Genomic DNA, 13,218 nt, shown 5'->3' with positions numbered 1-13,218 from the left:
TCCTTAATAATTGGTATAGACTGTTTTCCATTCTGTCATCACATCAAAAGCATGATAGGAAACCTCTCGATGCCCATTTCCAGATAACTTCATTCCACCAAATGCCATGCCTGTTTCAGCATTGGAGGTGCCGTTGTTAATATAAACAAGTCCGGATTCCAGCTCGCGCGCAGCCCGATTCGCATAATGGAGGCTGCTTGTGTATATCGCGCTTGAGAGTCCATATTCGGTGTCATTATTAAACGCTACGGCTTCATCAAAGTTTTGCGCTGAAATAATCGCAAGTACAGGTCCGAAAATTTCTTCTCTTGCAATACGATGCTCCTGCCGCACATTCGTAATGACCGTCGGCGCGTAATAGAATCCCTTACGATGCTCTTCCGTTTGGAGTGCATACCCCCCGGTTAAAATATGGCCTCCTTCTTCCTTTGCAATCTCTACATATTCTTTAACCGTGTTCATTTGCGCGGCATTGGCCAGCGGACCGATATCTATCCCTTCTTCTAAGCCATTTCCAATACGTAGTTGTTCGGTGAGCGCCACAATCCGCTTCTCTAATTCCGCTCGAACGGATTCCTCTACAATGACACGACTGGCTGCCGTACAGCGCTGTCCTGTCGTGGTAAATGCTGCTTTTACAATGCCGACTGCCGCTGCCGAAAGATCAGCATCTGCCAGCACAATCACCGCATTCTTCCCACCAAGTTCAAGAGATATTCTCTTAAGTGAACGACTCCCACTTTCGGCTAGCTTCATTCCAACTTCCGTTGACCCGGTAAACGCGATGACTTTCACATCCTGATGCTGGACAAGCACATGACCCACCGTACTACCTGAGCCAAACACTACATTCAATACACCTGCAGGCAGATTGGCAGAAGCAAACACTTCCGTAAAAAGCTTAGCGGAAAGAGATACGTTTGATGCCGGTTTCCACACAATGGTATTCCCGGAAACAAGCGCGGCAAAAATTTTATACGCTGCCAACGCAACAGGAAAATTCCATGGTGTAATGCAAGCGACAACCCCTAGCGGTTCGCGAACCGTCATGGCCATTCGTTCAGGGGAGGATGTGGGGATTGTTTCCCCAAACATTCTTCTGCCTTCCCCCGCCATGTATTTACAAGAAGCAATCACAGCTTCCACTTCACCCAGTGATTCCGCATACACCTTGCCCATTTCTAATGTCATCATGGTGGCCAATTCATTTTTTCTCTCCTGTAAAATATCCGCTACCTTCCATAAGTAATCGGCGCGCTCAGGAGCAGGTACTCTTCTCCATACGGCATATGCCTCTTTAGCACCTTGCACCGCCTCAGCAACATCCTGTTCGCCAGACATTACACATGTCCCTATCACTTCACCTGTAGCCGGATTCATGCTTTGTAATGTACCGGTACTTCCTGCATCCTTCCACGTTCCATTAATATAATTTTTTGCCGTTGTCGCTTCTCCCATTTTCCCCGTCCTTCCCTCTGCATTATTTAACGAGCCGCAAGAATCCTTTTAATCTCTCACTTTTTGGATTCGTAAGGATAACTTTGGGATCTCCCTGCTCCTCAATCATTCCGTTATGCATATAAATCACCCGATCCGCTACCTCACGAGCAAAGGACATCTCATGTGTCACCACAACCATCGTCATTCCTTCAGTTGCCAGCTGTTTCATTACGCTGAGAACCTCTCCGACTAATTCAGGATCTAGCGCGGACGTCGGCTCATCAAACAGCATAATTTTTGGCTTCATCGCTAGTGCTCTTGCAATCGCCACTCGCTGCTGCTGTCCTCCAGAAAGTTTTTTAGGGTACACATTTTTCTTATCCAACAATCCGACTTTCTCAAGAAGAACCAGTCCTTCTTTTTCTGCCTCTGCTTTTTTCAATTTCAGAACACGAATGGGAGCTTCAATTACATTCTCAAGCACGGTCATATGGGGAAAAAGGTTAAACTGTTGGAAGACCATTCCTACCTCTCGACGAATCTGGCTAATATTCTTTATTGATTCATCGAGTACGATATTATCAATAACAATCCGACCGGCAGTATTTGCTTCTAAGCGGTTGAGGCATCGAAGGAGTGTGCTTTTTCCTGACCCACTAGATCCGATTAAGGAAACAACCTCTCCTTTGAAAATCGTCACATCAATTCCTTTGAGTACCTCTAGTTCACCAAAGCTCTTGTGCAAATTTTCAATCTTTATTATCGGTTCTGCTGCCTTTGTTTTCATGGCTTTCATTTCCACACCTTTCCCTCCTATCGGTCGCTTACTGAGAGGCGGTATTCAATTTTATTAAGAATGAATGTGAAAATGGTGGTCAAAAACAGATAGAAAAGCGCCGCCGTAATATAAAACTCAATAAAAGCATAATTTGTGGAAGCAAATCGTTGAGATACCATCATTAATTCCGATACTGTCACAAGAGAAGCCAGGGATGAATCCTTTAACATCGAAATTGCCTGATTTCCTAATGCCGGAACACTGACACGAAAAGCTTGCGGTAGAATGATACGCTGCATAATGGTTCCATAGTTCATTCCTAAAGATTGAGCAGCTTCCGTCTGTCCCTTCGGAATGGAAAGGATGCCTCCCCGGTAAATTTCCGCAATATAAGCGCCCGCATTGATGCCAAGCGCAATTACGGAGGAGACAAACGGTCCCAATTCTATTCCTAATTGCGGAAGACCGAAGTATACAAGAAACAACTGTACAAGCATCGGTGTTCCTCGTATCACCCAAATATAAAAATCCGCAAACCACTCCAGTGGTTTTATCTTCGAAATCTTCATAAGTACAATAATCAAGCCGAGGAACAAACCAAGCAAAAGAGAAACAATAGAGATTTCTAGTGTAATGACACTCGCTTTTAACAAAAAGGGGATGTACTCTGTTACTAATGAGAAATCGAGCATCGTACTCCTCCCTTATCGAATGTCTTCGTTAAACCATTTTTTACTTATTTTTTCATAGGTTCCATCCTCAAGCATGTCTTTTAAATGTTTGTTTAACTCATTTTTAAATGCTTCTTCTTTTTTATTGAGAGCAATCCCTGCCTTGTCTTTGTACAGCATGTCACCGATCGGTTTAAAGGGGTAGCCTTTTTCTTTAATCATGCGCGCTCCTACCCCTTTATCTGTAATAACTCCATCAATGCGGCCATTAGCTAAATCTTGAAACGCTAACAAGTCATTTTTGTACGTTACCATTTCAGCACCTAACTCGTTCGCTTTTTTCTCAAATGTGGTTCCGATTGAAACCCCGACCCTTTTGCCATTGATTTTGGTTGGATCGGTAATGTTTGAAGAAGATGGAGCAAACAACTGTGCACCTGTATGATAATATGGCTCAGTAAAGTCAACTTTCTTTAACCGCTCCTCGGTAATTGCCATGCTAGAGAGAATCATATCGTATTTTTTTGATAGTAGGCCCCCAATGATCGTGTCCCAAGGTGTCGCAACAAAATTGGCTTTAATGCCCATACGCTTCGCAATTTCATTGGTAATATCAACATCAAATCCTTCTAATTCATTTTTATTATTAAAGTAGTTGAATGGTGGATAGGCGCCTTCGATCCCAACATTCATAACACCGGCCGATTTAACCTTTTCAAGAACTCCAGAACCTTCAGCCTGCTTTTGCGCCCCTGCCTCTTTCGAATTCATTCCGTTGCTGCCGCAGGCAGCCAGCAAAAGAATAAGAAGAGCGGCAAACACCCCTAACATTCCTTTCATCTTACGCATCATCTAGTATCCTCCCTTTCCTTTTTTTATTGTTCAACGACTTTCATAATCGCTCGCTCCAAAACCGTTAATCCTTTATTCAAGTCCTCATCTGGGATATTCAATGGCAGCATCAGCCGAATGGTCTGCCCGTATACGCCACAACCGGTAACCAATACGTGATTTTTTATTGCCTCTTCTCGAATAGCTGAAACGATATCTGTTCCGGGATTTCCCTCTTCATCCTTGAATTCAATGCCGATCATCAGCCCTGTGCCACGAATTTGGGCAACCGACGGAAGGTGAGCAATTGATTGCTCAAGGCGATGGACAATCAATTGACCCATACTTGCAGCCCGCTCAACTAACCTCTCCCGCTCAATGATGCTAATGCTTGCGTAAGCGGCTGCGCAGGATACCGGGTTCCCACCGAACGTAGAGCCATGACCTGCCACAGGCCATTTTTCATGCAATTCTCTTTTAGCTACAATAGCACCAAGCGGCATACCGGAAGATAATGCTTTGGCTAAAACTAAAATATCCGGGGTAACCTGTGCATGCTCTGCCGCAAACATTTTTCCTGTTCGGCCAAACCCTGTCTGTACTTCATCAAATATCAATAAGATGCCGTGCTGCTCCGTAATCTCCCGCAATGCCTGCAAAAAACCAGGCGGAGCCGGAACATACCCTCCTTCTCCCATACAAGGTTCAATAATAATTGCTGCGACACAGGAAGGATCTACCTTCAATTCAAAAACACTTTTCAGCTGCTTCAGACAATAATCAACGGATTCCTGTTCATTCATTCCTTCGCCCAATTGAAGCGGATACGGATACGGAACGTGGTAGACGCCACCCATGAGCGGTTCATAATGTTTTCGATATTTAGCGCTTGAAGCCGTTAATGTCGCAGCTCCAATCGTACGACCATGAAAAGAGCCTTCAAAAGCAATCAAAGCCGGTCTGCCTGTAGCTGCTCGCGCCAGCTTAATCGCACCATCAATGGCTTCCGCCCCCGAATTGCTGAAAAAAACCGTATCCAAATCACCAGGTGTAATCTCAGCTAATTTCTCGGCAAGATGGACAGCGCTTTCATAATAACCGTAGTTTAATCCCAGGTGAATAAGCTGGATTGCCTGATCTTGGATTGCCTTTACAACCTCTGGATGTGTATGGCCCACTGCATTCACCGCAACACCGGAAACAAAATCGATATATTCCTCTCCATCAACAGTCCAAAACTTTGCGCCGTGTGCCCTTTGTATCACAAGATCCGTCACCCTTGTCATAACCGGTGATAAATGACGGGCTGCCTTTTGTTGAAGCTCATATGTCTTTTCCTTCGTACTGCTCATAGTCACCCTCCTCTATTTTTATCTGCTCTTCAAAGGAATACAGGGCCTGATCTAGTATCAAGATAAACTCATCAACTTCTTCACGCTTGATACCTAATGGAGGACCAAGCAATATATGATCACCATGTGTCCCATCGATGCTTCCTGTTCCTGGATATAGGACAACCCCTCGTTTATACGTTTCTTCATACAATCGCTCAGCAGCTCCGTATAGTGGAGGAAACATCGTATCTTTTGTGCGATCGGCTAAAAGCTCAAACCCGAGAAGCAGCCCTCTTCCTCGAATCTGTCCCATGCAGCGATGTTTTTTCTGAAGTTCAGAAAGCCGTTGAAATAAATAGGCTCCTTGTTTTCTGCAATTCTCTAAAAGCTGTTCCTGTTGATAATACTGAACGGCAGCAAGACCAGCAGCAACGGATACAGGATGACCGCTAAACGTGGAGCCATGAATAAAGCGACCCTTCCCATTTTGGATTAAATTTTCGATAATAGTATCCGAAACAATCATCCCTGCCAGCGGAGCATAGCCTCCTGATACCCCCTTACCAAACGTTAAAATATCCGGCTCAATCCCAAATTGTTCAATAGCAAAGTCTGTGCCCGCTCTTCCGAAGCCTGTCATCACCTCATCAATAACCAACACGATGTCATATTTATCGCAGATGTGTCGCACGCGTATAAAATAGTCATCAGGCGGAACAACTGCCCCTTGCTGGCTCCCTACAATCGGTTCACATATGAACGCGGAGATGAATTCAGGACCAATCTCTAAGATGCGCCGTTCAATATCCTCCACACAGGCCAAGCGATTCTCACTTTTGCATCTTTCTTCTGTCTTATTGTAAGGGCAGCGCAGGCAATACGGTGAATATACATGCTCAAATGCCGCTAGGTTTGCAGTATAGGGCTGACGTCGTTTAATATCGCCGCCTGCTGACAAAGAACCAAGGGTATTTCCGTGATATGCCTGCCAGCGCCCGATAACGATATGCTTTTCATGCTTACCTCGATCCCGGTGATACTGACGGGCAAGTTTTATGGCGCTCTCATTTGCTTCTGAGCCGCTTGAAGTGAAATACACCCGGTTTAGCGAGGGGGATGCCATGGTTCCGATTTTCGTCGCTAATTGATGCAGCACTTCTGTTTCAAAGCGTAGAGTGTGCACAAAAGCAGCTTTTCTTGCCTGCTCTGCCATCGCTTCTGCAATTTCTACAACTCCGTGACCGAGATTAGCTGCAATCGCACCTGATGAAGCATCAATGTACTTCTTACCAGTGTCATCATACAGATACACCCCCTCTCCATGTGTAATGATTGGATACGTTTTTGTAAAATCACGATGAAACACATAGTCCTTCGTTTGTGTTATTGTTTCCATTTTTCGATCACCGTCGCTATTCCTTGGCCTCCTGCTACACAGAGCGTAGCCAACCCATATTTCGTGTCCCGCTTTTGCATCTCATGTGTAAGAGTGACCAATATTCTTGCTCCGGAGCATCCTAACGGATGTCCCAACGCAATGGCACCACCATTTACATTGACGTTCTCATGAGAAATTCCCCATTCCTTAAGAACCGCCAAGCTTTGTGCGGCAAAAGCTTCATTTACTTCAATAAGCTGCATATCTTTTAGCGTTAATCCGCCCATATGGAGGGCTTTTTTCGAAGCAGGAACAGGGCCGATCCCCATTTCCTTTGGGGATACCCCTGCTGACGCAAAAGAACGAATTTTTGCCATAGGCGTTAAGCCGAGTTTCTTTGCCTTTTCTTCTTTCATCAACAGCAGCATGGCTGCTCCGTCATTTCTACCGGAGGAGTTGCCCGCTGTGACGGTGCCATCCTTACGAAATACCGGAGGCAATGCTGCCATTTTTTCAATTTCTGTTTCTCTCGGATACTCATCTACAGCGAATAAACGAACCCCCTTTCTCCCCTCCTTTACTTCAATGGGTACAATTTCATCGTTGAACCGCTCTGACTGTATGGCTTTTCTCGCTTTGCTCTGGCTGTGATAAGCGAATTCATCCTGCTCTTCGCGAGTGATTTCGTATTTTTCTGCGAGTATTTCCGCTGTTTCGCCCATCGTAAAGGTTCCGTATCGTTCGTGCGGCTGGGAGCGCGGCTGACTTTCTGTATTTGAATCATATACTGCCATGTTACCTACAGGCATACCAAACCGCTGACCTACAAAATAGTAAGGAGCTTGCGACATCACCTCCACGCCTCCTGCCAGTACAATCTCTGAGTGTCCTGACATAATCGACATGCAAGCATTCTGAACGGCCTGCATTCCTGAACCACATTGCTGGTGCACCGTGTATGCAGGAACCGATTCGGAAAATCCTGCTTTCAGCAGGGCAACACGCGCAATATTAGGCGCATGCGCGCTCTGCTTTGTCTGACCTACAATGACTTCATCGATAATATCCGGCCGAAAACCTGTATGCGCTAAAATATTATTCATTACACTCGCAACCAAATCTTCAGGTGTCGTATTTGCTAGTGATCCCCCATATTTTCCTATGGGCGTGCGTAAGGCGTTGACGATAACAACCATTTTGTCACCCCGAGTTCTTGTTTATCTTTCCAGTCTACATCCACTTGAAAATCAGCTTCTGTCCTCTCCCTTACTTCCTCTAATGTTACGTTGGGTGCCAACTCCTTCAAAACTAACCCCTGCTCTCCCACTTCAAAAAAGGCGAGTTCTGTGACAATCACATCCGCTTTACGCATAGAGGTTAACGGGTAGGATGCTTTCTTTACCAGCTTGGGCTGCCCATCCTTTGTGTTATGTGTCGTTGCGACAATGACCTTTTGCGATCCCTCCAATAAATCCATCGCTCCTCCAACGCCAAGAACACTCTTACCAGGCACAGCCCAATTAGCAATGCGTCCCTGTTCATCTACTTGAAGCACACCTAGGATGGACACATCAACATGACCGCCACGAATCATCGCAAAGGAAGCCGCGCTATCGAAATAAGAGGCACCCGTAAGAACGGTAACGGGAAGCTTTCCCGCATTGACTAAATCCTTGTCTATTTTATCGGGCATTGGCGTAGGGCCTACCCCGAGAATGCCATTTTCAGAATGAACAAACACATGCATATCGGTCGGTAAAAAATCGACAACCATTGTTGGAATGCCAATACCAAGATTGACAACATCTCCATCTTTTAATTCTTGAGCTACACGTGCTGCAATACGCTCCTTATGGTTCATCTTTATGCTCCTTCCCTATCGTGATGTAATCTACGAATAAATGCGGCGTAACAATCTCTTCCGGTGACAATTCACCGACCTCTACAATTTCCTCGACCTCAGCAATCACCAGCTTAGCTGCCGTCGCCATGATCGGATTAAAATTTCTTGCCGATTTACGATATACGAGATTCCCCAGCTTATCAGCCTTATGGGCTTTAATAATGGCGACGTCTGCGCCAAGCGCCTCTTGAAATAAATACGTTTTCTTCTGGATCACCTTCACTTCTCTGCCTTCTTCCAACTGTGTTCCAACTCCGGCCGGAATATAGAAACCACCAATCCCAGCCCCGCCTGCACGGATCGCTTCTGAAAGCGTACCCTGTGGCAGCAGCAGAACTTCTAATTCTCCTGCCTGATTGGCCCGTATTACATCTGGGTTTGAAGTGAAATAAGAGCCAATCGCTTTCTTTACTCTCTTCTCTACGACAAGAACGCCTAGTCCTTTTCCCTTCTCACCAAGGTTATTACTGATAATCGTCAGGTTCTTAACAGGGGACTTTGTCAATTCTTCAATAATGGCCAGCGGACTTCCAACCAGACCAAACCCACCAACCATCAGACAATCCCCATCTTTTATAAAAGAAGCTACCTGCTTGACATGAATATACTTTTCCATGCATACCTCCCAAAAATAAAAAACCGGGCATAAGGCAACAAGACCGTACCAAGAATCCAGAATGATTCTTGAGAGTCATTACCTAGCCCGGTTCTGATGAGAACATGGAAAGGGGATGCCTTTCCACTTCAAAAAAACCAAGTACTATTTAATTTGTAGGATGCACATAACTCCAGTAGCGCTGAATCGCAGACTGCAGCGCTACGATAATAGCTTGCTGCGAAGGCGCAAAGTAATGATCTTGAATTCGTTTGATCAGCGGGTCTATCCCCTCGCTTATATCATATCCTACAATCAACCTTCGAAAATAATCTTTCGATAACTCTGCCACAAAAGTGAATTCTACGCCGACGACTTTGTTTGTCTCCAAATGCACTTCCAAAACAATCCCCGCATGCTTATACACTTCATACATGGAAGTTCCTTGGGGTGCTTTTGAATAGCCAGTAACTAATACAGTTTCTAATTTCTCCATAGGCAACGTCCTTTGAGTAGTACTTGGCGCTACGTCCTGTAAGCATTTTCTATAGTGTAAATAGAAACGATTTCGCTGTCAATATGATTAGACAAAATAATTAGAATTTTCTATTTACCGGTATCGTTAATGAGTATGGTATTACTTAGGAATACGATGGTGATTTACTCTAGCATTATTCTCCCTGCTCTTGAATATGGATATAAACTCAACCAACCCTTCAATAGCAGCAGCAAGCAGTTTTTCCCCTTTGTCTCTTGTAGCAACGCTCGGATCTCCAAGCGTTCCTGTTTCAGAAATCGAACTCCAATACGGCATCATAACAACCGCTCTTCCCTCACCCCGCCCGACCAAATCGAGCCAAAAATACTTAGAGGTCTTGAATTTGTCTAAATCCCTTACTGCTTTATCCATTTGCACCAATTCCTCATGGATAGCCAAATACATAGACGTTTCTAACTCACAGGCGTGATTCATGCCTCCAGGATTCTCAGACTCACGTATTTGTTCAGCCATGTCAATAACAGGCTGCAAATCCCAATGAGAAATGGATGCACACATTACATCTGGGTATTCAAGAATGGTCTGTCTTGCAACGACTTGAAGCAGGGAAACATTGCTGCCGTGCCCATTGAGCAATAAAATCCTCTTAAACCCTTGGTGTGCTAAGCTTCTACATACATCCGTAACATAGCTGATAAAGGTTTGGTAACTAATCGATATCACACCTGGAAAGTCCATTTGGTGGGGCGCATATCCATGGTTAATCGGCGGAATGACAACCATCTCATGCGGTATTTTTTTTGCAGCTCGAACACAAACTTCATTAGCCAATACCAAATCAGTATCTACTGGCAAGTGGTACCCATGCTCTTCGATCATAGCAACCGGAACCACGGCTACACGATCCTCACTAATAACCTGTTGAACCTCTGGCCATGTCATTTCTGCAAATAAGTACTTATTCATCTTGGTCCTCCCTTTATAGTCATCTACATTGCTAGCTGCAGGATATTCTTAATATCTTCCAATTCAACTGTTCGAGGATTTGAAGCAATATAATAATGATCCTCAAAAGTCATTGCTGCAAGCTTATCAATTTTTGTATGATCCACACCAATTTCACGTAAGCGAATAGGAAGAGTAATCTCTTGTAAAAAGCACTGGAGGTTCTTCACCAATTCTTCCCTCTGATTTTCTACTGACATGTTTATTTCCCTATGCCCAAGCGCTTGTCTTATTTCGGCGTACTTATTGGGGTTTGCATCCCAGTTGAACTTTATGACATGCGGCAGCAAAATGGCATTAATCTCTCCATGAGAAACGTTGTAATATCCCCCTATCGCATGTGAAATGGCATGAATAAGTCCTAAAGAACAATTTCCCGCCCCTATACCTGCGACTGTACTAGATACCAATAGATTATTCATGCTGTCTATATCTCGATCTGCTACACCCTGTCTAATAGAGGAGGCGATCGTTTTAATAGCATATAGATTAAGAGCATCCGTAATCAGGTTTGACTTTTTTGAAACATACCCTTCTATCGCATGAGTCAAGGCATCTATTGCTGTTGCTGCGACGAGCTTATTCGGCAGCTTAGTCACTAACTCTGCATCAAGGAAAGAAACCCTTGGCGCTAATGACGGCCCCCCTACGATTGTTTTCCTATGTCTGTTATGATCACTGATTACACATGCTCTGGTCACTTCACTTCCTGTACCTACAGTGGTGGGTACAACAAACAGGGGAAGCGCAGGAATCGTAAACCTCCCCCTCCCTTCATAGTCGAGTATCTCCCCTTGATTCGTTTTCAAAACAGCAAGTGCTTTTGCTGTGTCAATAACACTTCCGCCTCCCACCGCTAGAATAGAATCATATGTTGTATCTTTAATAGAGTGAAAGGCTTGATTAATTTGCTTAACATCCGGATTAGGATGAACGTTATCAAAAACATCATATGAGAAGGAACCTACATGTAAAATCTTCTGTATCCGATCGAAGATTCCTGAGGTGATAATCCCTTGATCTGTAACAACTAAGAGATGTTGAACTCCTTGGCTCTCCAATTCTTCTTTTATTTTTTCTATACAACCAGGTCCTAGAACAAGCTTCGTACCCAAGGAGAATTCTAAACAATCAGCCACAAAGTCACCTCCCATTTTTGTTTTTTCCTTTGTCCTGTTTATTTTTCAAGCCAAACATTCCACAGTCTTGGATATCCTGCACTCCATGATACGTATCCTTTTACATGAGATCTGCTTCCTTCAATAACCGGATAATAATACGTAGACATAAAAGATAGATCTTCACGCAGAAGGTTCTGTACATCGTTATAAATTGATTTTCGTTCATCCTGATTTACAGTCGTTAATCCTTTTTCTAATAATCCATCCATTTTTGGATTATTGTATCCATTAAAGTTAGAATTGCTATGCAAATACGCATAATAGATCTGGTTTGGATCCGGGCGAGGTGTGATATGACTTACAGCCAAATGATAATTCCCGCTATTGGCCCTCTCGGAAATAAAAGAAGCCCATTCAAGCATTTCTACATCTACATTCATCCCAATTTTTTTCAACTGATCCTGAAGTGTTAATGCTGCTTTTACATGATGATCATAGGCCTTAGACGTAGATATCGTAATTTTTTCTCCATTATAACCAGCTTCCTTTAACAGTTGTTTAGCCTTGTCTACGTTTTGCTGATAGTCTTTAGCATGAGCATCAGAGTACCACTCCATATCTGGATAAACAGGCGAGCTTGCTGCTTGGCCAAGACTCCATGTTGCCACGTCCACTATCTCTTTTTTATTTATGGCATAAGCTACTGCCTGACGCATTTTACTATTATCAAATGGAGGTTTTTTAAATCCGAAGAATAGGTATCCCCAGTTCATTGATGGTTTTTGAGAAATTACTAAGTCTTTGTTCTTTTTCAATCTCGCCTCATCTTTAGGAAGAATATCCGTCGCTACATCAATTTCACCTGTCTCCAGAGCGGTAACACGGACGCTAGCTTCAGAAATTGGCTTAAAGATTACTTGATCAACATACGGTTTTTTTTGCCCGCTAAACCCACTAGCTTCTCCGCTGCTTGATGCGTACTTATCAAATCGTTTAAGTACCAGCTGTTTTCCCTGTTCCCATTTTACAAATTGGAACGGACCTGTTCCTATTGGATTGGTGACTCGATCCTTTTGTTCCTCAGCCATCCTCTTGGGAATAATTACTGCCGGATTATATGGATTGGCTAGAGAAGCTAGAAGAACACCTGATGGCTGCTTGAGATTGAACACCACCGTATGATCATTCGGAACGGTAATGGACTTCACCATCGAAAATTCGCCTTTACGCGCTGCCACTTTCATAAATCTATCTATAGAATACTTCACATCCTCGCCTTTCATCTCTTTTCCATTATGAAAGAAAACACCCTTACGCAGTGTAAACGTTACTGTTTTACCGTCATCGCTTGTCGTCCATTTTTCGGCAAGCATTGGGGTAATATTCATCTTCTCATCAATTGTTACTAGCATCTCCTGCACATGAAGCAAAGGAATTCGGTCTGATAGTACAGTAGAAGTATGAAGATCAAGCTTTGTTAAATCTGCACTTGTTCCTACTGTCAGCACACCGCCCTCTTTAGGAGTTCCTGGACTCCCCTTTTCAGAGCTTCCTTGGGAATTCGCTTCTTTCCCACTGCTCCCACAACCGCTAATCACCAAACTAAAAGTCAAAATAAATACCATCAAACAAAATATTTTAAAAAATTTCAAAAAATTCATTT

General features: G+C 43.9%; 13 protein-coding genes. All 13 read right to left on the bottom strand.

Annotated elements, in window-relative coordinates; translation table 11 throughout:
* Positions 1-3: 3 nt before the first annotated feature.
* Positions 4-1,458, bottom strand: coding sequence for an aldehyde dehydrogenase family protein (locus AB3351_RS04150; protein WP_371145865.1), 1,455 nt, complete (start codon positions 1,456-1,458; stop codon positions 4-6).
* A gap of 22 nt (positions 1,459-1,480) precedes the next feature.
* Positions 1,481-2,236, bottom strand: coding sequence for an amino acid ABC transporter ATP-binding protein (locus tag AB3351_RS04145; RefSeq protein WP_371146259.1), 756 nt, complete (start codon positions 2,234-2,236; stop codon positions 1,481-1,483).
* Between the two features lie 17 nt (positions 2,237-2,253).
* The gene (locus tag AB3351_RS04140) at positions 2,254-2,910 is read right to left on the bottom strand and encodes an amino acid ABC transporter permease (RefSeq protein WP_371145864.1); all 657 of its coding nucleotides are present in this window, start codon (positions 2,908-2,910) and stop codon (positions 2,254-2,256) included.
* Between the two features lie 12 nt (positions 2,911-2,922).
* Positions 2,923-3,741, bottom strand: coding sequence for an ABC transporter substrate-binding protein (locus tag AB3351_RS04135; protein WP_371145863.1), 819 nt, complete (start codon positions 3,739-3,741; stop codon positions 2,923-2,925).
* 23 nt (positions 3,742-3,764) lie between these two features.
* Positions 3,765-5,072 (bottom strand): aspartate aminotransferase family protein, encoded by a 1,308-nt coding sequence (locus AB3351_RS04130; RefSeq protein ID WP_371145862.1) that lies wholly within the window; start codon positions 5,070-5,072, stop codon positions 3,765-3,767.
* A complete protein-coding gene (locus AB3351_RS04125) occupies positions 5,044-6,450 on the bottom strand; it encodes an aminotransferase family protein (protein ID WP_371145861.1) in 1,407 nt (468 codons plus the stop codon). The genes AB3351_RS04130 and AB3351_RS04125 overlap by 29 nt, the downstream gene beginning before the upstream one ends.
* Positions 6,438-7,628 carry a thiolase family protein gene (locus AB3351_RS04120; protein WP_371145860.1) on the bottom strand — a complete coding sequence of 397 codons (1,191 nt, stop codon included), beginning with the start codon at positions 7,626-7,628 and terminating at the stop codon, positions 6,438-6,440. The genes AB3351_RS04125 and AB3351_RS04120 overlap by 13 nt, the downstream gene beginning before the upstream one ends.
* Positions 7,592-8,293, bottom strand: a complete 702-nt coding sequence (locus AB3351_RS04115; protein WP_371145859.1) for a 3-oxoacid CoA-transferase subunit B — start codon at positions 8,291-8,293, stop codon at positions 7,592-7,594. Before AB3351_RS04115 ends, AB3351_RS04120 begins: the two co-directional genes overlap by 37 nt.
* Positions 8,283-8,951 (bottom strand): CoA transferase subunit A, encoded by a 669-nt coding sequence (locus tag AB3351_RS04110; protein ID WP_371145858.1) that lies wholly within the window; start codon positions 8,949-8,951, stop codon positions 8,283-8,285. Before AB3351_RS04110 ends, AB3351_RS04115 begins: the two co-directional genes overlap by 11 nt.
* Before the next feature lie 148 nt (positions 8,952-9,099).
* Entirely contained in the window at positions 9,100-9,426 is a 327-nt protein-coding gene (locus AB3351_RS04105) for a DUF3870 domain-containing protein (protein WP_371145857.1), read from the bottom strand.
* A gap of 141 nt (positions 9,427-9,567) precedes the next feature.
* Positions 9,568-10,395, bottom strand: a complete 828-nt coding sequence (locus AB3351_RS04100) for a creatininase family protein (protein WP_371145856.1) — start codon at positions 10,393-10,395, stop codon at positions 9,568-9,570.
* Positions 10,396-10,418: 23 nt separating this feature from the next.
* Entirely contained in the window at positions 10,419-11,573 is a 1,155-nt protein-coding gene (locus tag AB3351_RS04095; RefSeq protein ID WP_371145855.1) for an iron-containing alcohol dehydrogenase, read from the bottom strand.
* A gap of 38 nt (positions 11,574-11,611) precedes the next feature.
* Positions 11,612-13,216: an ABC transporter substrate-binding protein gene (locus AB3351_RS04090; RefSeq protein ID WP_371145854.1), complete on the bottom strand. Its 1,605-nt coding sequence runs from the start codon at positions 13,214-13,216 to the stop codon at positions 11,612-11,614.
* Positions 13,217-13,218 lie beyond the last annotated feature (2 nt).

Origin of the sequence: Aneurinibacillus sp. REN35 (assembly GCF_041379945.2) — a bacterium.
GTDB lineage: Bacteria > Bacillota > Bacilli > Aneurinibacillales > Aneurinibacillaceae > Aneurinibacillus.
The sequence above is the reverse complement of the archived record's forward strand: the minus strand, read 5'-3'. Positions and strand labels throughout refer to the sequence as shown.